General features: G+C 62.5%; 22 protein-coding genes. 14 read left to right on the forward strand and 8 right to left on the reverse strand.

The annotated features are described in order from the left end of the window. Positions 1-56: 56 nt before the first annotated feature. Entirely contained in the window at positions 57-920 is an 864-nt protein-coding gene (locus OPIT5_11175) for an anchor protein (protein AHF90676.1), read from the reverse strand. A 199-nt stretch (positions 921-1,119) separates the two neighbouring features. Between OPIT5_11175 and OPIT5_11180 the strand changes: the two genes are divergently transcribed. Both OPIT5_11180 and OPIT5_11185 read left to right on the forward strand, forming a co-directional pair. After that, the gene (locus tag OPIT5_11180; GenBank protein AHF90677.1) at positions 1,120-2,073 is read left to right on the forward strand and encodes an AraC family transcriptional regulator; all 954 of its coding nucleotides are present in this window, start codon (positions 1,120-1,122) and stop codon (positions 2,071-2,073) included. Then, positions 2,070-3,743, forward strand: coding sequence for a hypothetical protein (locus tag OPIT5_11185; protein AHF90678.1), 1,674 nt, complete (start codon positions 2,070-2,072; stop codon positions 3,741-3,743). The genes OPIT5_11180 and OPIT5_11185 overlap by 4 nt, the downstream gene beginning before the upstream one ends. Here the strand turns inward: OPIT5_11185 and OPIT5_11190 are convergent. Next, complete coding sequence (locus tag OPIT5_11190; protein AHF90679.1) at positions 3,721-4,830, reverse strand: LacI family transcriptional regulator; 1,110 nt, start codon at positions 4,828-4,830, stop codon at positions 3,721-3,723. The two genes, OPIT5_11185 and OPIT5_11190, sit on opposite strands and share 23 nt — an antisense overlap. A gap of 110 nt (positions 4,831-4,940) precedes the next feature. On the opposite strand from OPIT5_11190, the gene OPIT5_11195 reads away from it, so the two are divergent. The 6 genes from OPIT5_11195 (at position 4,941) to OPIT5_11220 (ending at position 13,645) form a co-directional block, all read left to right on the forward strand. After that, the gene (locus OPIT5_11195) at positions 4,941-5,696 is read left to right on the forward strand and encodes an N-terminal cleavage protein (protein AHF90680.1); all 756 of its coding nucleotides are present in this window, start codon (positions 4,941-4,943) and stop codon (positions 5,694-5,696) included. Then, positions 5,693-8,440: a glycoside hydrolase family 42 gene (locus tag OPIT5_11200; GenBank protein AHF90681.1), complete on the forward strand. Its 2,748-nt coding sequence runs from the start codon at positions 5,693-5,695 to the stop codon at positions 8,438-8,440. Before OPIT5_11195 ends, OPIT5_11200 begins: the two co-directional genes overlap by 4 nt. Before the next feature lie 78 nt (positions 8,441-8,518). Next, complete coding sequence (locus tag OPIT5_11205; protein AHF90682.1) at positions 8,519-9,475, forward strand: lipase; 957 nt, start codon at positions 8,519-8,521, stop codon at positions 9,473-9,475. Positions 9,476-9,495: 20 nt separating this feature from the next. After that, complete coding sequence (locus OPIT5_11210) at positions 9,496-11,040, forward strand: sialate O-acetylesterase (GenBank protein ID AHF90683.1); 1,545 nt, start codon at positions 9,496-9,498, stop codon at positions 11,038-11,040. A 200-nt stretch (positions 11,041-11,240) separates the two neighbouring features. Then, positions 11,241-12,161, forward strand: coding sequence for a hypothetical protein (locus OPIT5_11215; GenBank protein ID AHF94306.1), 921 nt, complete (start codon positions 11,241-11,243; stop codon positions 12,159-12,161). Positions 12,162-12,238: 77 nt separating this feature from the next. Continuing rightward, positions 12,239-13,645 carry a sodium:melibiose symporter gene (locus OPIT5_11220; GenBank protein ID AHF90684.1) on the forward strand — a complete coding sequence of 469 codons (1,407 nt, stop codon included), beginning with the start codon at positions 12,239-12,241 and terminating at the stop codon, positions 13,643-13,645. A gap of 70 nt (positions 13,646-13,715) precedes the next feature. Here the strand turns inward: OPIT5_11220 and OPIT5_11225 are convergent, their stop codons facing one another. The 3 genes from OPIT5_11225 to OPIT5_11235 all read right to left on the reverse strand — a co-directional run bounded on the left by OPIT5_11225 (position 13,716) and on the right by OPIT5_11235 (position 16,792). Further along, the gene (locus tag OPIT5_11225) at positions 13,716-15,065 is read right to left on the reverse strand and encodes a hypothetical protein (GenBank protein ID AHF90685.1); all 1,350 of its coding nucleotides are present in this window, start codon (positions 15,063-15,065) and stop codon (positions 13,716-13,718) included. Between the two features lie 71 nt (positions 15,066-15,136). Beyond that, positions 15,137-16,531 carry a hypothetical protein gene (locus OPIT5_11230; protein AHF90686.1) on the reverse strand — a complete coding sequence of 465 codons (1,395 nt, stop codon included), beginning with the start codon at positions 16,529-16,531 and terminating at the stop codon, positions 15,137-15,139. A 141-nt stretch (positions 16,532-16,672) separates the two neighbouring features. Continuing rightward, a complete protein-coding gene (locus tag OPIT5_11235) occupies positions 16,673-16,792 on the reverse strand; it encodes a hypothetical protein (protein AHF94307.1) in 120 nt (39 codons plus the stop codon). Positions 16,793-17,079: 287 nt separating this feature from the next. Here OPIT5_11235 and OPIT5_11240 point away from each other — a divergent pair, with 287 nt between their 5' ends. The 3 genes from OPIT5_11240 (at position 17,080) to OPIT5_11250 (ending at position 19,873) form a co-directional block, all read left to right on the forward strand. Further along, the gene (locus OPIT5_11240; protein ID AHF94308.1) at positions 17,080-17,862 is read left to right on the forward strand and encodes a hypothetical protein; all 783 of its coding nucleotides are present in this window, start codon (positions 17,080-17,082) and stop codon (positions 17,860-17,862) included. Positions 17,863-18,121: 259 nt separating this feature from the next. After that, positions 18,122-18,997 (forward strand): AraC family transcriptional regulator, encoded by an 876-nt coding sequence (locus tag OPIT5_11245; GenBank protein AHF90687.1) that lies wholly within the window; start codon positions 18,122-18,124, stop codon positions 18,995-18,997. Positions 18,998-19,495: 498 nt separating this feature from the next. Then, positions 19,496-19,873, forward strand: a complete 378-nt coding sequence (locus OPIT5_11250) for a transposase IS4 (protein AHF90688.1) — start codon at positions 19,496-19,498, stop codon at positions 19,871-19,873. Positions 19,874-20,037: 164 nt separating this feature from the next. On the opposite strand, the gene OPIT5_11255 is transcribed toward OPIT5_11250, so the two are convergent. Continuing rightward, positions 20,038-21,477 (reverse strand): hypothetical protein, encoded by a 1,440-nt coding sequence (locus OPIT5_11255; GenBank protein AHF90689.1) that lies wholly within the window; start codon positions 21,475-21,477, stop codon positions 20,038-20,040. Between the two features lie 326 nt (positions 21,478-21,803). Continuing rightward, positions 21,804-21,923, reverse strand: coding sequence for a hypothetical protein (locus tag OPIT5_11260; GenBank protein AHF94309.1), 120 nt, complete (start codon positions 21,921-21,923; stop codon positions 21,804-21,806). Positions 21,924-21,953: 30 nt separating this feature from the next. Between OPIT5_11260 and OPIT5_11265 the strand changes: the two genes are divergently transcribed. The 3 genes from OPIT5_11265 (at position 21,954) to OPIT5_11275 (ending at position 25,442) form a co-directional block, all read left to right on the forward strand. Then, a complete protein-coding gene (locus OPIT5_11265; GenBank protein AHF90690.1) occupies positions 21,954-23,087 on the forward strand; it encodes an oxidoreductase in 1,134 nt (377 codons plus the stop codon). Between the two features lie 111 nt (positions 23,088-23,198). Next, positions 23,199-23,969, forward strand: coding sequence for a sugar phosphate isomerase (locus OPIT5_11270; GenBank protein AHF90691.1), 771 nt, complete (start codon positions 23,199-23,201; stop codon positions 23,967-23,969). A gap of 246 nt (positions 23,970-24,215) precedes the next feature. Further along, the gene (locus OPIT5_11275; GenBank protein ID AHF90692.1) at positions 24,216-25,442 is read left to right on the forward strand and encodes a 6-phosphogluconolactonase; all 1,227 of its coding nucleotides are present in this window, start codon (positions 24,216-24,218) and stop codon (positions 25,440-25,442) included. A gap of 80 nt (positions 25,443-25,522) precedes the next feature. Here OPIT5_11275 and OPIT5_11280 read toward each other — a convergent pair whose 3' ends face one another. Further along, a complete protein-coding gene (locus tag OPIT5_11280) occupies positions 25,523-25,783 on the reverse strand; it encodes a hypothetical protein (protein AHF90693.1) in 261 nt (86 codons plus the stop codon). Between the last annotated feature and the right edge of the window lie 226 nt (positions 25,784-26,009).

Consider the following 26,009-nt stretch of genomic DNA (forward strand, 5'->3'; position numbering starts at 1 on the left):
GCCGTTTCGGGCGACAGGCAGTATCTGTTACCCGAAGCGGCAAGGAGGAAGGGGGATTAACGACGACGCCGGCGGCAGCAACCCAGAACAATCGCGAGGCATCCGAGACCGAGCAGCGCGGTTGTCGTGGCGGGCTCGGGAATGGCTTTTACGGAGACATCCACCGAACCGAGACCGATGCTCGTCCCCGTATCGACATTGCCGAGATTGAGAGCTCCAAGCGCGAGATAAGATCCCGCAGTGGTAAACATGGTCGCGGTGACGCTGGAATACGTGCCTGTCTTTGTGACCGAATTATCTGAAAACCTTGCATCACCGCCGAGGGTCAACGACCAGGAGGGAGTGTCGCCGGTGGCGTCCACTGTCCATTCAAGCGAGACAGGAATGCCGGTGATGTCGAAGGTCTCGACAATAGCCGACGAGCGGCGAAGGGACACCTGCCAACCGCTGTCGAGATGGGTGACGAGCACGGCGAGATAACCGGCGCCGTCGCTGGTCGACTTGGTGGGATAATAGCTGTTTCCCGTTCCATCGCCCGCAGCGCTGGTATTTCCGATCATCGCATAGAATACGTTGGCTCCTGTGCCCGGCGTGCCGCCAACCGAGAGACCCGAAAACGAAAGAGCCAGCGACTGCTCGAACGGATTAAAGTCGGAGCGCCTGGAAATGATCGTGGCACGCTGGCTGCCGCTGGCCACACCTGCGGAAGCGAGCAGGTTGCTTTCGCTGACCGATATCGAGCCGCTCGCTGTGCTGGTGACATTGGAATTCCAGTTGTCGGTATTCAGCGCAGTCCCTGAAAAATCGTCCGAGAATGGAGAGAATGCTGCGGATGCGGTGGTAATCGCCAGGATGGCGAGAACCGACACGAGGGTACAGGCCGGCACAATCTTGTGCGAAGGGAAAACGGTTTGTTTCATGGTATGGGCGAATTTGTTTGAGTTGGTATGCCATCCAGCAGCCGGTAGCCGGGGAAAAACAAGGCGGGGCGGAATTGCTGTGACATTACAAACCGTAGCAAAACTTCGTCTGCCTGCGTTAGGACAATCCCGGTTTTTCAACCAGGACAATTTCGACATCATCTTCCATTTTCCCCGGAAATCGTCAGGACTCCGTGGCGTGACCGGATCGTACAAATTCAAAATCATCGATGATCTCGACGACTTCCACACGCGCTGGAGCCGGCGGTTTCGCGAACGCCAGATTCCGGTCACGGCCTATCATTTCCCGCACGAGAGGGCCGGCGGGCCGCGCCACGATCACGACTACATCGAAATCCAGCTTTGCGCCGGCGGCACCGGCTGGCAGGAATCCGCGCTCGGCGACCGGCCGTTTCGCGAAGGCGACGCCTTTGTCCTGCATCCGGGCGCGTGGCACCGCCACCACGACAACGACGACGTGGATTCTTACGTGTGCGGTTTTCTCGAGGACCTGCTCCACCACGAACTGCTCTGGACGCTCGACAATCCGCGCCTCAACCGGCTCCTCTGGCGCGCCTCCACGCAGGACCACAACGGCATCGTGGCGATTCACCTCGACCCGCCTGCGCTGGCGCGTTGCGTCGCGCATTTCGAGGCGCTCGTGGCCATCGGCGAAAGCGAAGATCCCGAAACCAATCCCGACCGCCTGGGACACCTCATCCTCATCCTTTCGTGCCTTGCGCAGGGGATGGAACCGCTTCGCGACGAAGACCGGAACGGCAGCGGGCGCGGCGCGGATGTTTCCGCGGCCTCCGGCGTCGTCCACGTGGCGGTCAAGCGCAGCGTGGCGCTGGTGAACGAAAACCTCGCCGAACCCTGGACGGCCTCCGAACTGGCGCGGCGGCTCAACATCGACCTGTCCTATCTCGGCCGGCTTTTCCAGGCGGCGCTCGGCGTATCACCGATGCAATACATCGCGCAGGCGCGGGCCAAGCGCGCGGCGCATCTGCTGCTGCGCACCCCGATGCCGATCGCCGACATCGCCGAGGATGTGGGCTGGCCGGACCCCAATTACTTCGCGCGCCGGTTCCGCGCCCACTTCGGTATCACGGCCTCCGAATACCGCACGCGGCATCTTTCGCCTCAATCATGACGCCGCGCCGCATCATCAACATCGTTAACTTCATCCGCTACGACGACCCGCGCGATCCGGCGCTCGATCTGCTGGAGCCGGTCGTGCGACAGATGCAGCTCCTGCGCGAGGCCGGGTTGCCCTGTACGTGGCTGCTGCAATTCGACGCGCTCGTCGCCGGTCCGTATGTCGATTTCCTGAAGGCGAATCTGCCCGACAATCACGAGGTCGGGCTCTGGTTCGAGATCAACCGGATGCACTGCGATGCCGCCGGCGTGGTGTTCCGCGGCGCCGACGGCCTGAACTGGGATCATCACGTGCAGGCGGCGTTTTCCGTCGGCTACACGCCGGCGGAGCGCGACCGGCTGGCCGATGTGGCGGTGCGGACGTTTCGCGAGATTTTCGGAAGCGAACGCGGACCGCGTTCGGTGGCGGCATGGTATATCGACGCCCGCACGCTGGCCCGCCTTTCCGAAAAGCACGGCGTGGAGGCGTTCGCCATCTGCCGCGACCAGTACGGAACGGATGGATACACCTTCCAGGGGGGTCCGTTCGCGGGCGGCTATTATCCGTCGCGCCGCAATACGCTTTCACCCGCGCAAACGCCGGCCGGACAGATCGGCACGCCGGTTTTCCGGCTGCTCGGTCCCGATCCGATCCACCAGTACGATACCGGCCTCGGCACCTCCTGGCAGGGCGTGCTCACGATGGAACCGATCTATGCGGAGGCCGGTAAAAACCCGGAGTGGGTGCGGCGGTTTCTCGACATCGTTGCCTGCGCGCCGGCGCTGGCCTTTTCGCATGCGCAGGCCGGCCAGGAAAACAGCTTCGGCTGGCCCGTGATGGCGGAAGGCTACGCGATGCAGGTGGCGGAGTTCGGGCGCCGGCGGGATGCGACAGCGGCAGGGCAGGGGAGGCTGGAATTCGAAACGCTGGGCGACACCGGGCGGTGGTTCCGACGGACATTTCCGGCGGACGTAACCGGGACGCCTCCGCAGGCGATCGTGGCATTGCGTGATACACTGGGCGGGACACGACGCTCCGTCTGGTATCATTCAGGACATTACAGGATAAATCTGCTGGTCGAAGGTGACCGGCTGTACCTGCGCGACCTGCATCTTTTCGATGAACGTTATGCGGAACGTTATCTGGAGGCGCGTTGCGACCTGCACGCGGCCCGGTTCGACACGCTGCCGGTGCTCGACGGTTTCGGGTGGTCGGCGTCAGCGGACGACCGTGCGCTGGGACGCTGGTTGGCCGACGGGTGCGAATTGCGGCTCACCGGCGAGCCGGAGGTGACGGAGGCGAATAGCCGCACTGGCAGGTTGGCGGTGCGTTTCCCTGTCGCTTTCGCCGGCACCGCCGATGTGCTCACGGTTACCTTCGAAAAAACCGGCTGGCTGGCTGCGTTGCAGTCGGGCGCGGCATTGATGCTGTCTGTCCGCTGGGCGCACGCGGCAGCGACATCGTTTGTCGGGGTGCGCGGCGCGGCCGAGGGTGTCCCGACACCGGAACTTTGTTTCGAATACGAGGCTTTTTCGTATGCGTTGCAGGTTACCACAGGCGAAGCGGAGGCTATGGCCGATGGTTTCGATGTCGCCGGGCTGGCGGACAAGGCCGGCGGCATCGGTTTTCAGGCCGCCAGTTGCATCCGCGTTTCATATTCTCTTACCGCCGCTTGCGGCGCGTAGTGCCGCCTGCCTGCCAAAAACCTCCAATCATGACGATCTTTGGGTGCTTCGGGACTCCTCGTTCGTGCTGGCGCACGCCGCTCACCACCAAATCGAGCGCCGCCGCGCCGATTTCCACCGAATTCTGGTTCATGCCGCTGACATTGTTGCCAACGGCCACCGTGAGATCGATACTCGCGTAACCCACATCGTCCGGCACCCGGGCGCCGCAACGTCCGATCCAGTCCGTCACCGGACGATCGATACCCAGAACGGCATCCGGATGATATTCGCGAAACCAGGCGGCGAATGTCTCGAAATCCCAGCGCGGCGTGATCAGCGGAGGCACGGGTTGCGCTCCCTTGTCCGCCAGCAGATGCTGCGCGCACAAAAACCCCGCCCGCCAATGGTGCCCGGTGCGCGCGTCGTGGTGCGCCGGCAATGCCAGCCCGATCCGCCGATAACCCAGCGCATGCAACTGGCGGAATGCCTCCTGCACCACCTGGGTGTGGTGCGAGGAGCTCCGGTGGATTTCCGGTTTCGCCACGGAAAACGCGATCGTGGCCACCGAGAATTTTTCCCAGTCCAGTTGCAGCCTGAACTCTCCCGGGTCGAAAAGTAGTGGAAAAATCAACACGCCTTCGATGCCGCGCGCCCAGAGGATCTGGCTCAGGCGTTTTTCGCTCATGTCCTTCCGGTTGAGGCTGAATTCGGCCAGCAAGTAGCCGAGTTGCTCCGCCCGCCGTTTGGCTCCGTCGAAATAATCGCGATATGTGGGAAATTGTTCCCACGCGGGATCGGTTACAACTGCCAGGGTAGATTCGCTGCGCGTGCGCGCGACGGTGCGCAACCGGGCCATCAGCGCCGACATCTCCGGGTCCGGCCGGTAACCCAGTTTCTGCGCGATGCCCGCGATGCGTTTGCGCGTCTGCGGCGGGATCGTAGGGTGACCGCGCAACGCCAGCGACACCGTCATGCGCGTGACCTTCGCCTTCTCCGCGATCACGCGCAACGGAACGGGCTTTGACGGCGATTCCCCCGAACCGGACGGGGTGGAACCCGGGGAAACAGATGCGGAGCCGGAAGCAGGGATCGGGGTGCTTTTCATGGACTTTACGTAAAGAGAACAGTCGCTGGCGTTCAATCCGTTTGTGCGGTTCGGTGTTCGTCGTCGTCTTTCTCCGACCGTAACCGGACATTTCCCGAATCTTCCCCGCCATGCACCACCCCGCCTTATCCAGAAGCCGCTTTGCAGGAGGTTTCACGCTGATCGAACTCCTTGTCGTCATCGCCATCATCGGCCTTCTCGCCGGCATCATCATTCCCGTGGTCGGCCGGGTCCGCGAATCTGCCCGCGCCGCCGCCTGCGTCTCCGTCCTCCGCCAGTACGGCGTGGCGTTCAACATGTTCGCTGTTGAGAACAGAGATATATTGCCCACTGGCAGTAGCAGTCCTCGGTGGTTCGATCAGCTCAATCCATACATGGCTGCCATTGCGAACAAACCTGGTCGGATCATGTCGGCGCGTGCCGGCACATGCCCGAGTTTGGCGGCGCGGTTTCCGGAATATGCGTGGTATTTTGCCGGCAGCGAGAATCGCACCGAAGAAGATCGTCGCGGGTATCAGTACAATCGCTATCTGAACCGGGATTCCTTCATGGACGTCGATAAGACCGTGAAATATCCTCCCGTCCCGCTCTCCGCCATCCTCAACCCGGCACGAACCCTTTTGCTCTGGGAATCGATAGGCGTCGGTGCCGGTAGCGATGACCATTCGGGTTACCCCAATGAATCATACTTCCATCCCAAATACCGCCACCGCGGGAAAATGAACTGCCTCATGGTTTCCGGCGCTGTCATCACGCGGCGCGGCAACTACGACTCCGACGAAACGAAAACGGACACCCACATCGACTACGCTTCCGGTGGCATCAACTGGGCCAAGGGAGGCGAACCCTTTTTCTTCAAACCATGATGTCCCGCTCCTCCTCCCGAACAGCTCGCGCTGCTTTTTGCCTCGCTGCCTGTATTGCCATATTGTCGGCGTTGCCCGCCTCCGCTGACCCGCTCGACAACGTATCGGCTTATTCACTGCAAATCGGTTCTGATGGTGTTCCTCTGCCCGGCCACTTTCGCATGGGCCTGAGAGGCGGAGGTGCCGCCGGACAACCACACCTCACTGTCCACTCCGGGTTCAACGTCTGGCAAGTGCAGCCCGACAATAACAAATTCGCACAAGGAGTGCCCTTCCGTGATGCGGGCGAACCCGAGTACAATCTCAACGAACGTTACGGCTATTTTTATTACACCCAAGCTCGCGCCGCCCTTGCTCTCCGTCGCGGCAAGCCACGCCCTCCCGGTCAAATTGGCCCCTACCACTTTCCGCCCTTTGTTCAGGAAGACGGCAAACCCGCTCCCTCAAACCTCCTCATTAACATCTTCACCGACACTGCCCGCGCCTACTTCACCGACTACGCCAAAACTCTCGCAACCTCCTCTTGGGGACAGGGGCCTGTTGCCAAACCGACCCTTTTCTGGGGCATGGATAACGAATGGGAAGGCCGTCTCGATTACGCTCCCGAAGCTCGCCAGGCCTACATTGCGTGGCTCAAAACCCGTTACCGCGATCTCGACGACATCAATCACACTTGGGGCACCCGATTCCGCTCCTTTGACGAGCTTCGCGATTCCGCCCTGCCCACAACCGCCGAATTTGCCACCCGCCCCGGCGAATTTCTCGTCTGGCACACTTTCCATCGCGAAGCCTTCACCTCGCTTCTCGCCGATATGGCGGACGCCTTGCATACAAACGATCCGCACCACCGCCCGGTTGTCTATAAAAGCACGCAACAGAGCATCGAATACCCCTTCGTCAAACGATCGAGAGTCTTTGATCAAGTCCTCTTTGGCGAACGTGCCCGCGCCTTTGGTGGCGGCCACATCGGTGTCAACATATATGGAGCCGGAGACCGCCAGGCTTACGAAACCAACTACATTTACAACATCATCCGTCCCCTCGACGACGCACTCAATTCCGACGGGCACCACGGTGTCATGTGTCCCGAGCTCAACAACCACAGCGGCCCCGGTCATCAGTGGGGAGCCACTTTCTGGCGCGTGCTTCCCAACGGCCTCAAAGCCGCCAACTTTTTTACCACCGGCTATGAAGGTGCTAAAGGCGACTATGCAACCTTCGGGCATTTCGCGCCGGACGGCACTGCGCGCGCCAAAATGTTTTATTCCGCCCGCTGGGCGCACATGGTTCACCGCACCGAGGCACTCTGGACTGCGGCCCGCCCCGCGCCGGACATGCCTCGCATCGCCATGCTGCTTCCTCGCCGCGACGTCATTCTCGCCGAGCGCACCGACCGCCGTGTATCCAAATGGGCCTATCCCATGAATCACCGCGTCATGGTTTATGGCTGGCTGCGCGAACAGGGCTACTGGGTGGACGTCATCCCCGAGACAAAGCTCGACGCCGCGTATCTGTCAAAAAACTACAATGCCCTCGTCCTCATCGGCGCCGAACACCTTGCCACCTCCGAAGCTGACGCCATCACCCGCTACGTCCGCGACGGCGGCGTCCTCCTCGCCGACGAACGCCCCGGTCACTTCGACGAACTCCACCGCGAAAAACGCCAGCTCGAACCCATCCTCGGCGTAGCGCTCGGTCGTTACGACAACACTCCCTCCTCCCGTTTCACATTTGGCAAACGTCAGGCTCCGCTCACCGGTGTGCGTGCCACCGGTCGCCTCGAACTCCGCACCACCAGCCCGACAGCCAAAACCCTCCTCGCCACCGACGACGCCCGACCCCTCGTCACCACCAACACCGCCGGGAAAGGCCGGGTCATTCACCTCGCCTTCATGACGGGTGATCTCCGCGAGGACGTCAATCTCCCCGTCGAAGTCTCCACTTTCACCTCCTCGCACGGCAATGAAACCGCCGACACCGGAGATGCCGGCACGCCGCAACCCGGCGGCGCCGTCAGTCGCTGGCTGGCCGGCCTCCTGAGCGACGCCGGAGTCGCACCCGCTTATACTGCACGCGGCATCACCGCAGCCGAAGCCGCCATCCTTCGCGTCGAGCAACCCGTCACCGATTCGCTCGGCAACCTCGCCGTTGTCGCCACCGTGCGTGGCTCCGCCGATCCCGACGAACGCGTCCCTTCCGCCACACTCGATCTTCCGCTTCCCGGCGGCCCTTGGACCCGCGCCCTCTGGGGCTCCGCCGAAGACGCCGGCCTGAGCTATGTCGAAATCAGGCCTGTCCCCGGCGGCGCACCACAAAACCTCCACCGTGTAAAACTTCCCGCCATCGAAACCGCCGGCATATTGTATCTTCTCAAAACCCATTCTCCGCTCATCAGTATCCCGAAAATAGATACTCCGGACCGCGCCATCGACGGCCACGCCGCCCGCGTGCGTCCCGGTGCCTCGTTCCAGGTCAAAACCCGGCTCGTAAATCCGACCTCCGCCGCCGCTCCCGCCGGACGCCTCCGTCTCGCCGCCGTGCAAGGCTGGACGGTGACGCCTTCCGATGCCGCCACCGGCGAACTCGCTCCCGGACAGGCTGCGGATATTACCTTCACCGTCACTCCCTCCGACGCCTCCGCGCTGAAACGCAACTGGCTCTATCCTCTCGTTGCCCGTTGGTCCAGCGAGGGCACCGACCGCTCCATTGCCGCCGCCAATGTCGAAGCCTGGCTTCAGGACTGACCAGCGTCTCGGGATCGCGCGGGAGTGTGCTCCCGCGCGGTTCGTGACGTCACCGTTTTTCTACTACTGTATTCCTGCATGAACCTTCGCCTCCGGTCCCGCGTCCTTCTTCTTTTTGCAACGATCACTCCCGTCATCGCTGCGGCCTCCGCCGTCACGCCGCTTCCTCGCGAAGTCGTTTACAAAACGGCCGGTGACGTGCCGCTGCATCTCTACATTTGGGAACCTGCGGCCACGATGGCCTCCACCGCCACCACCCGCGCCCGGCCCGCGCTCCTCTTCATCCACGGCGGCGGCTGGGACCACGGACGCCCCTTGCGTAAAAGCGTCGTGCAACTCGCCCAAAAGTTTGCCGACATGGGGCTCGTTACCTTTGCGCTCCAGTATCGCCTCATCCCCGGCTGGAAGGACATGGAGAAACAAAGTGAAGCCGAGAAGAAAGCTTACGGTGGCGTTATCTCCGATGAAAACACTGTTTTCGACAGCGTGCGTGATGCGCGCTCCGCCATGCGCTACCTCCGCCTCCATGCCGCCGAACTCCGCATTGATCCCGATCGCATTGCCGTGGCGGGAGGCTCCGCCGGCGGCCACCTCACCGCGGCCACCACGCTCTTCACCGGCCCCGACATCGACGAACCCGGCGAAGACACCTCCGTCTCCTGCGCCGCCAACGCGCTCGTTCTCTTCAACCCGGTCATCGACACTTCCCGCGCCGGCTACGGCAACAAGAAGATCGGCGCCCGCTGGCAGGAACTCTCCCCCGTGGACCACGTTCGTTCCGGCCTCCCGCCTGTCATTCTTTTTCACGGCACCGCCGACCGGACGGCGCCGTTTGCCGGTGCGCAGAAATTCCACGACGCCATGCTTGCTGCTGGCAATACCTGCGAATTTTACCCCCACGAAGGCGGCGACCACGGCTACATCAGCAAAGCCCCCGCGCTCCTCAACGAAGGCCTGACTCGCATCGAAAATTTCCTCCGTCGCAACGCCATCCTCCCCTCCCTCCCGCTCGCCTCTCCGCTCACAGTGAAATGACCCCCGCCATTCATCCGCTCATGAACCACGTTGCGACATTCTTTGCCCTCACGCTTTTGGTATCCAGTTTATCATGCATTGCGGCACCCAAACCAGCCGCGCTGTTTTCCGAACACGCCGTTCTCCAGCAAGGCAAGCCCGTGCCCGTTTGGGGAACCGCCAACCCGGGTGAGAAAATCCGCGTGAGCTGGAATGCCGTCTCTGCCGAAACCGTTACCGGCGATGACGGACGCTGGCGCGTGACGCTGCCCGCGCTGCCATCCGGTCCGGCCGCCGATCTCGTCATCATGGGCGATACGACCATCACCCTCCCCGATGTGATCGCAGGCGACGTCTGGCTTTGCTCGGGCCAGAGCAACATGGTCTGGCACGTCAGCCAGGCCGAGGGAGGACGCGACGACGCAAAGACGGCCGACTTCCCCGCGCTCCGGCATTTCAAGGTGAAGCGCGCCAAATCCTCCACGCCCCTCACCGAACTCGAGGGCCAGTGGCAGGTCGCCTCTCCCAAAACCGTGCGCGGCTGGAGTGCCGTGGCGTTTTACTTCGGGCGCGCCCTGCACCGGCAACGCGGCGGCGTCCCCGTCGGCCTCATCAACACCGCCTGGAGCGGCACGGACATCGAAGCCTGGATCAGCAGCGACGCCCTCGATGCCTCGCCCGCCGTGCGCAACCGCTGGCAGGAACTCGCCGCCACCTGGCCGGCACGCGAAGAGAGCTACAAAACCGCCCTTGCCGCCTGGGAAAAAGCGCATGCCGAAGCGGAGGCCGCCGGAAAGCTCGATACGTTCAATCAGCGCCGGCCACGCGCCCCCGTCGGTCCCGGCAGCAGCTCCGAACCCTCGGTGATTTTCAACGGCGAAATTCACCCGCTGATTCCGTATGCGCTTGCCGGCATGATCTGGTATCAGGGCGAAAACAATGCGTCGCGGCCGGGCGAATACGCCGCGCTTCAGCGCAGCCTGATCCGCGACTGGCGTGCCCGTTGGGAATCGCCCTCGCTGCCCTTTCTCTTTGTGCAACTTCCCAACTACGCTGCCGCGCGCAAGCCGCTCGGCACCGGCTGGGCGGCCTTTCGCGATGAACAGGCTCGCGCGCTTTCCGAACCCGCCACTGGCATGGCCGTCGCCATCGACGTCGGCGAGTCCCGCACCGTGCATCCCGTCAAAAAACGCGAGGTCGGCGAACGCCTCGCCCTGCTCGCCCGCGCCATCGCCGGTGGCGAAAAAAATATTCCTGCCAGCCCGCGCCTGCTCGACGCCAACCCGGACGAGGGCCACGCCGCCATCCGTCTGACCTTCGACACAGGCGGCTCCCCGCTCGTCCTGCGCCCGGCCCCCGCCGACGGGGCCGCTCCCTCCGCGTTCCAGATCGCCGGAGCCGACGGCAATTTCATGCCCGCCAGCGCTGTCCTGGAAAATGACGATACCCTCATCCTGAAAAATCCTTCCGTAGCCGCGCCTCTCTATGCCCGCTACGCCTGGATCAACGATCCCGTGGCCACGCTTTTCAACCAGGCCGGCCTGCCCGCCACGCCCTTCCGTACCGACAAGGAGACAACCCGCTGATCATGCCCGGAACGAAGGCGTCGGCCGACACCACCAGCGCTACGCTTTCACTCTGACTTTACGTATAGTAATCGCCGGATGGCGAATGCCCAGGCAATCGGCCTCGATAGATTTCACACAGATCCGTTCGCGAATCCGCACCAGCTGCTTTCCCCGAACCAAACGCATCATCAATCCGTAGGCAAAACATCACTACACCCATGAAAACAACATCGCGTACCCTCCGTCATTGCCGCGCCCTCGCCGCGCTTTTCCCGCTGGTCACCATCATCGCCACGCCGCTTTCGGCCCAGACCACGACACTGTTAAACGAGTCGTTTTCCGACGGAACCTCCGGCTGGCAGACCGGCACCCGGGGAACTATATCAACCAGCAACACGGTCGGACTTGACGGCAACGCGCTCGTTTTCAATAGCCAATCGGGCGGCAGTGCCTATGCTCGCGTGGCCTATACCGATTTTACCGGCACGACTCTCGCCAACACCGGCGACACGCTCTCCGTCTCGTTTGACTTCAAGGGGATTGTTTATCTCCAAAACACTGCGAATCGGGTGATCTTCGGTTTCTTCAACAGCAACGACACGGCAGGGATTGGTGATGATCGCGGCTACATGGGCACCATTCGCGCCGATCCACGAACGGGTCAAGGTGGTTCCAATCCCAGCCAGTTTAGGAGCCTGAATGCGGGACCGGAGTTTAGTGACAGCGACCCCGGCACCACGTACACGGCCACCGTGTACCTGGGCACCCAATTCTATTTGAACGGGGTGATCGGTGAACCCACCACCGGCAACATCGGCGATGTCTTTCGGTTCACCTATTCGATCTCCCGGCAGGAGAACGGCGACTTGCTGCTGAGCCAGACGTTCACCAACGTGACGAATCCCGCGTCCTTCACCTCGACCGCGACCATCGCGGCGGCGCAGGTGCTCACCTACACGTTCGACACGCTCAGCATCGGTCATTACCGGTCTGGTACTTCTCCTGCCTTCGTCGAGTTTGCCATTGATGATGTTTCGGTTACCTTCACCTTCGCCGTTCCCGAACCTGCGACAGTTGCATTGCTCCTCGGTCTTGGCGGTCTGGCTGGAGCATTTGTGTGGCGGCGCGTGCGGCGCTGATTCCGGCGACGCAACAATGGAGCGCGAATCGCCCAAGCATGTCTCAACCCTCCTCCCCCCCTCCCGCCGATGCCGCTCTGATTCACAAAGTGCAGCCGACGGCGCCCGAAGACCGCGTGCCGGTGGGACGCCGGATGGCGTTTGGCATGGGAAATTTTTCGGACCACATCGGCACCGATTCCCTCATCAGCAACGCCAACCCGATCTTCAACATCGCGCTCCACCTCGACCCGCGTCTGCTCGGCCTGGGCATCGGCATCTGCCGGTTGTGGGACGCGATTACCGATCCGGTGGTCGGCGTCATTTCCGACAATGCCCGCACCCGCTGGGGACGCCGTCGCCCCTTCATGCTGGCGGGGGCGCTCGGAGCGGGACTCGTTTTCCCCCTGGTCTGGCTCGTCCCCCAAGGCTTCGGGAGCACGGGTTTGTTTATCTGGTTCACGCTCGGGGCGATGCTGTTTTTCACCTGCCAGACTTTTTTCACGATCCCGTGGACCGCGCTCGGATTCGAACTGACACCCGATTACAACGAACGCACCCGCATCATGGAGTGGCGCGCCTACCTTGGCACCGCCGTCAGTCTCGTGGTGCCGTGGACCTATGCGTTCACGCAAATGCCTGTGTGGGGCGGCAACACGATCGTCGGCGCACGCTGGATGGGTGTGTGCGTGGGGGTGTTGATCATCGTCAGCGGGCTCGTGCCCATCCTGTTCCTGCGCGAGCGCAATTTCGGAAAAGCCAGGGGCCAGGAAAAAACCGGGCTTCTGAAAGGCATAGGAATGACGCTGCGCAACAAGCCCTTCATGATGATGGTGGCGATCACGCTTTTCACCGTCGTGGGGTCGCGCACCGTGCAGTATCTCGGGTTCTACATCGGGCTTTATTACCTGTTCGATGGCGACACGACGAAGCAGGGCATCTACAACGGCATTTTTGGCAACGCCACGCTGGTGGTGGGGATTGTGTCGGTGTTTTTGCTGAACCGGCTCTCGCAACGCATCGGAAAACGGAAATCCCTCGCACTCTGCCTGGTGCTTCTCGTCGTCAGTTCTCTCGCAAAATGGGCGCTTTACGATCCGGCGCACCCGTACCTCAGCCTGGGCGTGCTTGTGTTCACGGTGCCGGCGGGGATGGGGTTCTGGCTGCTGATCACGTCGATCAAGGCGGATATTTGCGACGATGACGAATTGCGCACGGGTTTGCGCCGCGAGGGTTCCATTGCCTCGATCTCGGCATGGATTTCCAAGCTCTCGACCTCGGCCACGGCGGTGCTGGCGGGTGTGATTCTGACCGCCACCGGCTATCATGCGGCCGCCGGTCCGGAGCAGGCGGCGGGTGTCATCGACAAGATGCGCTACTGTTTTTACTTTATCCCGTCGGTCACGGCGATTCCGGCCCTGGTGCTGTTGTATTTTTTCCCGATTACCGAAGCGCGCGCACGCGAGACGCGGCGATTGCTCGAAGAGCGGCGCGGAAAACTCTGACATCGTTTTGCCGCGCATTTTTTGAACATGAGCCCGCGTGGCTTTCGGTCAGTTCCCCGTAGCCAGGGATTCAATCCATGGAGACGTAAGGATGATATTCGCTGAGGCGGATATTCGCATGGGCTTCCATGTCGTAAAGCATCTGCACCGAGGGGGTCGGATCGTTCCACCTGTCGGGGCCGGGGAGCCAGGCACGCTTGCCAAGGTCGGGAGTTTTTTCCGGGACAAAGTTGAGCAATACATAACGCCGCCCCTTCCACTCGATACCAATCGCCTGCGCCACATACTTGTAAAGGTTATGTCGATACAGTTCGGGAACCACATTGAAGAAATGGGTTGCGAGGACCAGCGCGGTGTCGATTTGCGCGCCCGTGGGTTGGAAGAAGTCCAGCGGCTTGTCATGCCTGAGCCCGAGTGTATTGCGAAGATTGCGCTGTGTCTCCTTGTCCGCAAGGGCATCGGCCGGGATAAATCCGCCCCGCCGGGCCACGAGGTTGCGCTCGCGATAAAACAGAATGTCGTCATCCGTCGGCTGAATGGAGGGAAGCAGGTCGCGGTCTGTGCCATGGCGGTACTCCAGATAATTCCGCGTTTCCGGGATAGCGCCGGACTCCACCGGATCGAGCGGGATATGGGCAAAGGTTACGGGGATGCCCTGCGGGTCGCGAAGCGTGACGCTCACCGTCTTGCCCTCATTCCGGTTTGGGAAAAAACGCAGGCGGATGCCGGGATCCACCGGATGAAACCAGCGGAGTCGACCGTCGGACAGGCGGGCGATGTTGGTTACATGGGGCGACGGCGTATCGTGGTTCTCCAGAAAGCGGACCGCCTCTTCGCCCAGCGTTTTCGCCATCCCCGGAGCCGTGTAATCGATGCCGACGGCTTCATCCCAGGCGTTGTCGCCCACACGGGATTCCAGGACGTGCCAGGCATCGGGATAACGATTTCGGAAACGGACCAGTTCCCTTCTGGTCAGGCGGGAAATACGATCCGGAACATGCTCCGCCCGGATGAGCCGCGGGGGCATCGTGGCGAGATTCCAGATGGCAATTTGCCAAGGATTGTTCCGGTCGATATCGGAAAGTCCCACCAGAATATCGTTGTCGGACGAGAGCCAGAGCCGGGTGAGGGGAGGGCAGGGGATTTCAGGGCGCGCCGTTTCTCCGTTTCTCTCCGATGCGTCATTTGTCATGCCGATGACAAGACGGGAGAAAGTATTTTGTTCGGAGAAAAACTGCGCGTGCGTGCCCGGGTCGCCGGCAAGGCGGGCCATCTGCGGACTTGCCGGATCGTGCCGATGGGTGATGCGCCAGGGGCCTCCCGAGATTTCTACGGTTTTCCATTCCGGAGCGGCGGACAGGGGCAGGTGGCATGAGATTATGAATACAAATGGAAGGAAATCGAGGAGGCGGTTTTTCATGTCGGCAGGAGGCGAGCGGTGGCGGGAGAGGGCGGGGAGGACGCGGGGGGGAGCCGTGACGGCGCTTTCGGTCAGTTTTCCATATCGGGCATGCGCAGGCGGATGATGGCATGGCGGGCCGGGTCGTAGAGCATTTGCAGCGGGGGATCTTCGGTCTGCAGTTGCGTCTGCCAGCCGGGGGGATCGCCGGGACCGGATGCCGGGATGAAATTGAGCAGGGCCAGGCGGCGGTCTTGCCAGCGCAGACCGATCATCTGGCAGCGGAGTTTTTTCAACTGCTCGAACTTGAGTCCGGGCAGGACGCTGAAGGCGTTAATGGCGAGGGTTCGCGCGCCGTCGGCTTCGAGCGGCGTGAGTTCAAATGTATCCGGAATAATATAATGATTGGCCGGAGTGGTGACGTTATCCCCCGAATCCGGCGGCACCTGCATGGCCCGGAGCATGTCCGCGAGTTGTTTTTTCGTGTCACTGACGGATGACCCGGCAGCCGGAAGGCGGGCGAAATGGCGAAGCAGGCACGGCGAATCAAGTGCCCGGGTTCGCACCTGGCTCACGAAAAATCCGCGACCGGAGGCAGGTTGCAGTTCGGGCAAATCTTCCTGCCGCAACCGCTGCCGGGGAAAGGGGGTTTCCGCTGTGGGTCCGGGAGGATTTGTTGCGCCGGATGCCGGGAGGGGGATGTGGATACGAAACCGCACGTTGCCGGGGTCGAGTAGCGAGAGTTCGATGAGCTCCGGTGAGAGCATCTCGATGCGCGGTGCCGGATCGTCCTGGCTGTACCAGTATACGAAGTTGGTCACGGTAGAACTGAAATGGGGGCTGTAGGGGTGGCGGTTATGCCAGGGGCGGAGAAACTCCCCAAGGTATGTTCTCTCTGCCTCAGGGATCCCGCGTTGGCGTGTGGTTCCGGACAACACCACGAGTTCCCCCCACGGGCGAATGCCTTGCGCGTTGAGTTGCCAGGTTTTCGGGAACTTCTTGCGGAAACTGGCAAGTGCTTCGGCTGGCAGCGCATACACGTTGGGGTGGATGCGCTCGCGCCAGAGCAGCCGGGCGCTGCCTTCCGGCGACGCAGGAATTTCCCAGACCGCGAGTTGCACCGGATTGGAGATCATGATGTGTGAAAGCCCGACGAGAAACCGGTTGTCGGGCGAGAGCCAGAGCCGCGTGAATGCGGGACAGGGTGTGTCGAGACGCACCGCCTGTGAGGAGGTATCCGTAACCGTGATGCGGGCGCATTTGTTGGCTTCGGAAAACATGGCCGCGACATGATCCGGCTCCTTGTTGAGGGTATTGGAGGCGTCCCATTTTCCCCAATCATAGGTATGGCGGACTGCCAGTGCGCCTTGCTCCAGGGTGATGGTTTCCTTGCCGGAATAACCGACGGTGTCGGCAAACAGGGGCGAGGGGGCAACGATCGCATACACGAAGAGGATGACCGTGAAGACGAGGCGAGGGCAGCTCATGCATCCATAAAATGCCTCATCTTCATTTCGGCCAGTCCGGAGTGTGGGCAGGCGGGTCAGGCAGCATCCATCCGGTCCAGTCCATCCGCCTGCATTCGCACCGGTTTCGGGTCGCCAACGGCATCCGCGCTTCGCGTCCTCTCACCGCCGCTTGCGGCGCGTAGTGTCGCCAGTCTGCCAGAAGCCAAACCTTCCGATCATGACGATCTTCGGGTGTTCCGGAATGCCGCGTTCGTGCTGGTGCACGCCGGTCACGCACATCCGAAAGGGGGTGGCGACTGACCTGTGCAGATTACGCAGGTAGATGGATTGCGATTCCGATTCGTGGACTGCGTCCGGAGGAGAGACTCAGCCGACAGCGAGGCACCGGGGATGGGGCAACCACGGTCAGGAAGGATGGAATGTCAGTTGGTTGCATTTATTCTCGCAAAATCCTTGCATAAGCTGGGCGGAATGATGTTTAATGGGCGCTTATTACATAACATATAGCTACAATGCATCTTGCAAAATATAACGCATTAGTTGTCCTGATTTTGTCTGCCTTGGTCATGAAGGCTCAGGAATGGACAGTTGTGGACAACTCGTTCATCCCCTCCTTCTCCAATGCTGTTTCGGGGCCGGAAACAGGAGGCACCAACACCAAGGTCGTCAGCGACCTTCAGGGGCTGCCCAAGGACGGCACATGGCGGACTTTTTATGCAAATGGCTCGGCAAGTGCCAGTCTCCACCCCAAGGACAATCCCGATGTGTTGCTGACTATGGCTGGCCGGTCGGGATCGGGCTATTGGACACAGAATTACACCTCGTTTTCGGTGAGTGACGACGTTCTGCAAAGTCAGGGCGCCCGGATATCCTTTGATGTCACCTTTCTCGCCAGTGCAGGTTCCATCGGGAGTTTTGTCGAGGTGGCTCCCTGGATTGTGCGGGAGCAGGGGGTGGAATTGAGACGGCAGACAATCACGCGAAACACCAAATTCCTGTTTGGCCTCGTAAACAACGCCACCGGGGAAATCTACCAGGCGGACTTTTCCACGGGAGGCAGTCAGGTATTCGATTACGGCAGTAACAACTACAAGATCGTCACGGACGAGGACGGCAAGCTGACCGTGAGCTTTCTCCTGAACGGATCCGATCTTGCGAACATCGATGCCGATGGCGGTTTGAGCATGATCATCGAAACCACCTGGGGAGGCGGATCGGATGACGGTGAATACTATACGATCGGAAATCTCAGGGTCGAAACCCTGTCGGCCGTCCCCGAACCGGCGGTTTACGCCGCCTTGTCGGGTCTGGCGGCGCTTGGGCTCGCGGCGTTGCGGAGACGCAAATAAGCCTGAAAATCCCGGAATTCCCGTTCCGGGATTTTTTTTGTCGGTCAGTTGTCCGGTGAAGGCGTTCCCGGGGAGGGGGCGGCCAGGGAGGGTCTGAACGGAGGGGCGTGGCCTTGGGCAACCCGGGAAAAAAGATAAGTCGGCCGGTCGTCGTCGCCATGCGCGGGTCTGGCACGGGAACGCGCAGGAGGACACGGCGTGGTTCTGCCGGAGGCAATACGGCGGCAGATATCCGGCATGATATGGGTATTTCCGGAACATGACTCGACGCGCCGGTCGGCGGAGGTCATGCTGTGACGGCATTGTGAGTTGCCCGCTGTTTTTTCCCATTCAGGCGATCCGCCTGCATTCGCACCGGTTTCAGGCGGGGTATGCGTTTCGCGCGCACACGCAGGCGTTTCACCAGTTTTATTGCGTGCTGGATGGCGTCGTTGCGCAACGGGTGGAAGGCACGGTGCACCGGCTGCGCGCAGGCGAGGGCGTATGGATCGCGCCAGGACTGGAGCGCGAGCCGCGTGCGGAGAGCCAGTCGGGGCAATACATGGTGGTGGATTTCTCGCCACCCTGGCCGGAACTGGGCGCCGGAAGCGGGATGGCCTGCAAGCTCGACCGCAGGGCACTGGCCGATGCACGGGAACTGGCAGCGCTTCGCGCGGTGGTGACAGCGAACCTGCGCGTGGCGATTCTGTTTCACCGTTTGTGCCTGAGCGTGTTGCCGGTGAAGTGGTTTGACCGGTTGCCGGCAGGTGATGGCGCCAGGGCAGGCGGACCGATCAGGGCAGGCAAGGCGCGGACGGTGGCGGAGGAGCTGGCCCGGGTGGAGCGGATCGAGCAGATGATGTCGGCGAATACGGGCAATCCGCTGCGGCTGGAGGAGTTGGCGGCGCTTTCGGGCCTGTCGCGCTCGGCGCTGGGGCGGTTGTTTGTGGCGCATCGCAACGAGTCGCCCTGCGCGCGTTTCCGGACGATCCGGCTGGAGCGGGCGAGGCAATTGCTGGAAGACGGCGAGCGGTCGGTCACGGAGGTGGCGATGGAAACGGGGTTTTCCACGTCGCAACATTTCGCGGGGGCGTTCCGGAAAAAATTCGGACGCAGCCCGTCGGAGGTTCTGAAGGGGACCGCTCAATCACGCTAGGGGCTGTCTTCAAAATAAGCGTTGGGAAAGTATTCAAATAAAGGATACTTTTCTCTTGACCTGGTGCGACATGAATGGTTCATATTTTGTTGTGAACCAACAGATAAGGTTCGTTATATCCGACGGCGGGTGGGACGAGCTAAAAAAATTAACGGCCACCGGAGCACTCTGAGCGGCCCGCGGCAGCGTGGCCGCAGGTGCAAGGACGAGCGTCTTCGCATCGAAGCGATCCTGTGGGTGCTTCGCACCGGGGTGCCATGGCGAGATCTTCCGCCGTTTTTCGGTCCGTGGAAGAGCGTCTATACCTCGTTCAGAAGGTGGACCGCATCCGGCTTGTGGAAGGCCTTGCTGAGCGCGATCAGCGCTCAACGCGACGAGGAATACCTGATGATCGACAGTTCCAGCTGCCGGGTTCATCAGCACGCTGCCGGACCGGCCGGTGGCCAGATTGCCCAGGCCATGGGCCGATCAAGAGCCAGTCTGTCCACCAAAATCCACATGGCCTGCGATGCGCTCGGCTACCCGCTGGGCTTTATCCTCACCGGTGCCAACGTCTCCGACTTCGACCAATGCAAACCCTTGCTCACAAAATATCTGAAACCGGGGGCCTTCGCCATCATGGACAAGGGCTACGACAGCGATGCCATCCGTGCTTATGTGAACCAACTCGGCGGCGCCGCCGTCATAGCCTTGCACCCGAGCAGATCCTATAAACCCCCGTTTGACGAGCACCTCTATCGTGAACGCCACCGCATCGAAAACACCTTCGCCAAACTTAAACATTACCGCCGCATCTCCACTCGCTACGAAAAACTCCACGACTCCTTCGCCGCCATGCTCTCCCTCGCATGCATCCTCCTCTGGCTCCTCGCCTGACTCCTTTATTTTGAAGACAGCCCCTAAAGAACGCTAATACCAGCGTCCCGAATATTTTTGATTTTACACCAAGGCCGCAAAGGATGCGAAGAAGGCAACTGGCAATCCTTTGCACTGCTATCCTGGGGATTCGCACATTTTTGAGAGGATTTTATATGTGCCTTTTATGCGGCGAGTTTTGTGAGTTGATCGACATCGGCCTGATGGGCGGCGAGGAGAGCGGTGACGATCCTGCGGCCGTGGTCGGTGAGCAGCCAGCGGTGGGTGCCGGAGACTTTTTTGAGCAGGCCATGGGCGCGGAGCAGGGCGAGCTGGCGGGTGACTGCGGCGGCCTGGCGTTTTGTGTCGGCGGCCGTGGAGGCGGGCGGATACAGCAAGGCGCGCAGATCGCGGTTGCGCAGGCCGTTGAGGGCAAACTCGCCGCGGCTGATGGCTTCCAGCAAGGCGCCATCGGCGGGAGCCCACGGGTTGAGAGCCCGGTAACGCTGCCGGTCCACGGTGCGTGCCCGGCACACCGGCCGGGCTTCCTGGGCGAGCGGGGTTTTGCCGGTGACGCTGGCCAGGGCGCCCAGATAGCGGCCGTTGGCCGCGCGGCTGACCTCGGCCCGCCGCCACAGGTCGGCCACGCCCCGCCGCAGGTACCTCCATGCCGGTTGCTGCTGCGGATCTGTTTCGCTGGGCCGGTAGACCCGGAAAGGGTGCGGATTGACGATGGTCGTCTCCACCCGCAGCACGCTGCCCTGCTTGTCGTAAACCTTCAGCGAGTTGCCGTTGACCACATGCTTGAGCCGCACCCCTTCGGGCCGGCGCCTGAGCGTGGAGGTGACTTCTCCGCGGAACTTGTCGGGGCAGGCCGCCCCGAGGAAGCGCAGCACGTCGGCACTGCCAAAGCTGCGGATGCCGTGGTGCAGGAACTGCGGATACCACCCGGCCAGGCTGGCCGCGTCGCGGAACATCACATCGGTGGCAAACTCGGTCTGGCTGGCGCTCCAGTAATAGCGCTGCCCGAGCGGGCGGCCCAGTTCGGCGTGCAGGGGATGGGCCTGCTCGAGCAACCCGTCGAGCACCCGGGGCCAGTCGGTCTTCAACTGTTCGTCGAGCAGCGCCTGCGCGCGCACCGGATCGCTCACCCGGGCAAAACAGTTGTCGCGCTGCTCGTAGTCCAGTCCCGCGCGGTCCATCTGCCGGGCCAGCCACTCGCGCCCGTTCAGGCACACCTCCACGTTGAACGGAAACCAGGTCTGCACCCGCACGTGGATCAGGCCGAAACCGGGGTGCTGGTAATAGTGATACAGGTGCGTGCATTTGCGGTTCTCCAGCACCAGGTGGATCTCCCTGCTCTCGCGCTCGCCGCGCACCGCGTAGGACAGGCACGGCTCGACCGCGCTGAACACCGCGATCAGCCCGCTGGCAATCCCCTCCTCCCGCGCAATCTGCCGGGCAAGCTCCTCCTTCGATTGCTGCGCGCAACCCAGGTAGCGCACCGGCCGCCCGGCCGCCTCCGCCGCCGCCCACGCCGCCTGCCGGATGCGCTGCGTGATCTTCTCGGCAAAGGGCTTGAAGTGCTTGATCAGCACCCCGCACGCCTGCAGGTACGCTTCCATCGCCGACGGCTGAAACAGCAGCCTCAGCGTCGCCCGGAACCTCACACGGTCAAATCCGCAAAGTATCCCTGTGATCTGCCCGCCAAATTTGTTAACAAAGGCCTCCGGGACGCCGTGCCCGCTGGTGGATGTCTGGTTATTTGTTTTCACACCCGGACCCTGCCACAAAGCGCGGCGTCCCTCCACTTCGGTTGCGGCTGCGCCGCTCTGTGCTCTTTGCGGCCTTGGTGTAAAAATCCGAAGGCTTTGGTATAAAATCCGGCCATACCCGGTCTTTTTCCCTGTCCTGCGACAAGGACCGGTCATTTAGCGTTCTTTAGCGTATTTTAGCGGTTTCCCTGTCCGAACTCCGGGCTGCGCTTGCCCGACCGGAGCAGGTGTGGGTATTTTTTGTACATGGGATCGGGCGAATTGAGGACGCGGGGTTGCCGGATTTTCGATATCATCGGGGTTCCTTTATCTTTTTCCTGTTTCCCATGAGTACTCAGTCATCAAAACCCGTCGGCGTCGGTATCTGCGGCTTCGGCCGCAGCGGTTGCGGCATTCACGCCAAGGCGCTCGCCCGCATGGGCGAGCGGTTCGTCATCAAGGCGGTCTTCGATCCGCTGGAGGCGCGGCGCAGCGATTATGCGACGCTGCCGTCCGATGTGGCGGCGGGGATTCGTCCGGCGGCTTCCTTTGAGGAATTGCTGGCCAATCCCGAAGTGGAACTGGTGATCGTGGCTTCGCCCAATCTCTGGCACGCGCGCCAGGCGCGGCAGGCGCTGGCGGCGGGCAAGCATGTGCTTTGCGAAAAACCGTTCGGTTTCACCACGGCCGACGTGGATGCGATGATCGCGGCGGCAAAGGCGGCGGGGCGGGTGCTGCAGCCATTCCAGCAACGGCGCTTCGAGCAGGATTTTCAGAAAGTGCGCGAGGTATGCGCGAGCGGACGGCTCGGGCGGATCACGTATGTGCGCACGGCATGGCACGGATTTTCGCGCCGCTGGGACTGGCAGACGCTGCGCACGTTTGGCGGCGGGCAGCTTTACAACAACGGTCCGCACCCGCTCGATCACGCGCTGGAGCTGTTCGGCCCGGGCGAGCCGGAAGTGTGGTGCGACCTGCGCCGTTCGCTGGCGAGCGGCGATGCGGAGGACGAGGTGCGCATCCTCCTCCGCGGCAAGCCGGGCACGGAGTCGGCGGAGGCGCCGGTGATCCAGATCGAGTTGCTCGCAACGGCCGCGTATCCGGACGACCGCTGGCTGGTGTGCGGCACCGCGGGCGGGCTGCGCGGCAACGGTTCGCGGCTCGACTGGAAGTGGGTGGACTGGTCCACGATGCCGGAGCGGCCGGTGGACGAGCGGCCCACGCCCGATCGCAGTTACAATTCGGAGAAGCTGGCATGGGAGACGGCCAGTTGGGAACCGGTCGTCAAGGCGGACGCCGGAGCGGGCGCGCCGCCCGCCGAGCAACCCGTGGCCGACATGTACGACAGCCTGTGGCGGACGATCCGCGAGGGCGCGCCGCAGCTCATCACTCCCGACGCGGTGCGCCGGCGCGTGGCCGTACTGGAAAAATGTTACAGGCAGTGCGGCGTGCCTTTCCCGGAAGGAACGCTCGGCGCATAAGTGGCATGGGCTTCCAGCCCATGATGCCGGCGGGCACATGGCCAGGATGGCCATGCCACTCATTTCCAGAATCACGGGCTGGAAGCCCGTGCCACCTCCATTCATCTCATCATGAAAACCAATCCATCTTCTTTCGATCTCGCCCGTGAACTGGGCGTGAAGAGCTATTCGTTTCGCCATATCAAGGACAACGCCGACGTCGCCGCGGCGGTCCGGCATTGCGGCGCCGACGGCATCGACCTGTCGGCATGCCATGTGAACTACGACGACGTGGCGCAACAGGAACAGGCGCTGGCGGCGTATCGCGCGGCAGGCGTGCGGGTGAGCGGGATCGGCGTGGTGGGGCTGCGGCCCGACGACGCGTGGAACCGCCGGTTTTTTGAATTCGCGCGTCGCGCCGGGTGCGACGTCGTGAGCTGTTCGTTCGATCCCGAAGGTCACGAGGAGACGTTGCGAAATGCGGAAAAACTTGGCGAAGAGTTCGGCATGCGCGTCGCGATTCATAACCACGGCGGAAAACACTGGCTCGGGAATGCCACGATCCTGGACTACGTTTTCCGGAGAACAGGAGCCCGCGTCGGGCTTTGTCTCGACACCGCCTGGTGTTTGCAGGCGGGCGAAGATCCGGTGACGTGGCTGGAAAAATTCGGCGTGCGGCTGTTCGGGGTGCACCTGAAGGATTTTGTGTTCGACGAAAAAGGCCGGCCCCGCGACACGGTCGTGGGTAGCGGGGCGCTGGATCTGCCGGCATTCCTGAAGGTTTTCCGGACGCTGCCCTTCACCGGTTCGGCGGTCGTCGAATACGAGGGCGACGACGCCGTGGAGGCGACGGCCCGTTGCGTGGAAGCGATCCGGACGACGTGGGCGGGAGTGGACGCCTGAGCGGGAAGCGGCGCGTCAGCGTCTCGTCCTCCGGTCCGGCCGACGCTGCGCGTCGTCTCCACACGCAGGGACGCGTGTGGCTACGTCGTACGTAACCGCGTAACATCAGCGGAAACGTAAAGATGATCCTCCGTGCGGGCTCCGCGAAGGGCAGAGGAGGGGGGGAGGGGAGCGCGCGGCGCGCGGTATCGCATCCCGCGTATCGCGCTTGCGCTTGCCTGCCTCGTCCTGTTTCGGTGCGTTCCCATGAAATACCTGTCCGCATCCGGACTGTCCTTTGTGCCGGGCCGGTTTTTCCTGTTTGCCGCCATGTCTTCCTCCATCGCCTCCGCCTCGCCTTCCGGCTCCGCTTCCTTCCCGGCCGCGGCCGACACGACATTCACCGCCTGGGTCGGTACGTATACCAAGGGAACCAGCCGCGGCATTTACCGCGTGGCGTTCGATGCCGCGGCCGGGCGTTTCGGTGCGCCGGAACTCGCCGCGGAGCTGCCATCGCCCTCGTTTCTCGCTCTCCGGCCCGCCCCCGGAGTCGGCTCCCGTCTCGCTCCGGCGCTCTATGTGGTCAGCGAATCCACGGCAACCGTCACCGCCTTGGCGCTCTCCTCTTCCGGCGCGGCAACCGGCTCCGCCGCCTCGCTTGCTCTTCTCAACTCGGCCCCGACGCGCGGCGCCGGCCCGTGCGATGTGGCGGTCGACGCCACCGGCCGCACGCTCGCCGTGGCCAACTACTCCGGCGGCAGCCTCATTGCCTGGCGCCTGGCCGATGATGGCAGCATCGAGCGCGAGACCGCCTTTTTCCAGCACACGCACGCGAGCCATGGTCACCCGCGCCGACAGGACAAGCCGCACGTGCACGGCGTCACGTTTTCGCCCGACAACCGTCTGCTTCTCGTCCCCGACCTCGGCGCCGACCGCGTGTATGTTTTCCGCCATGACGCCGCCTCGTCTTCGCTGGTCCCGCACGAAACCGCGCCCTGGATCGATTTTCCCCCCGGCAGCGGCCCGCGCCACGCCGTGTTTTCGCCCGACGCCCGCCACGTTTGCGTGATCAACGAGATGGGCAACACCGTCAGCGTGTTCGCCTGCGATGCCGCCGCCGGCACCTTCGCCCCCGTCGCGGACGTCCCGACGCTCCCGGCCGGGTTCGCCGGCGAAAGCACCACGGCCGAGCTCGCCTTCTCGCCTGACGGTCTGCGCCTCTACGCCTCCAATCGCGGCCATGATTCGATCGCGATTTTCGCCCGCGATCCGGCGACCGGTCGCCTCACGCCGGCCGGTCATGTGTCCGCCGGCGGACGCGGCCCGCGCCACTTCACGCTCGCGCCCGACGGTCGCTGGCTGATCGCCGCCAACCAGGGCACCGGCAACCTCTCCGCCCTGCGCATCACACCCGACGGGGGTCTGGCTCCGGCGGCAACCGACGCCGGCGCCACCCTGCCTCTGGACGCGGCGGTGTGTGTAAAATTTCGCTGAACGGACGGTTTCCTTCCGCGTTATCCCGCGTTATCCCGCGGTCATCCCGGCGCATCCGGGACGCCGGCGATGCACGGAGATCAGCGGATCACTCCCGCCTGGGAGCCGGCCAGCAAGGCCAGTCCGCCAAAGGCAAACAGGAACAGCAGGCCCAGCCCGATGCCGATGACGAACAGGATCAGCGCGGCCCGGCAGTAGTTTTTCTTCGATGGCGCGGTCGAGTCGCTGAATGCCCAGTAGAACAGGAAAAACAGTCCGATCAGGGGCAGGCTCATGAGGATAAAGGTGAGGATCCAGTCGCCGATCGAGACCGGTTTTTCTCCGTAAGATTCAGTGGTCATGGGAAATCTTGCCTGTCATTCATGCACCCGACTGGCAAGTGACATCCTGTGATTCCCATGACCATCCGTCCGGCTCCTCGCTTTGTGCTTCTGCGACACAGGCATCCGGCAATCCGGAGACGATCTGTACGGCTGCCGCGCGGGGCGCGTCCCGGAAATCGCCGCGCACATTCGTAAAACTTTCTCTTGAACACCGGATTTCTCCGCCTACAGGTTGGCACCTCTG

This window comes from Opitutaceae bacterium TAV5, from assembly GCA_000242935.3.
Taxonomy (GTDB): domain Bacteria; phylum Verrucomicrobiota; class Verrucomicrobiia; order Opitutales; family Opitutaceae; genus Geminisphaera.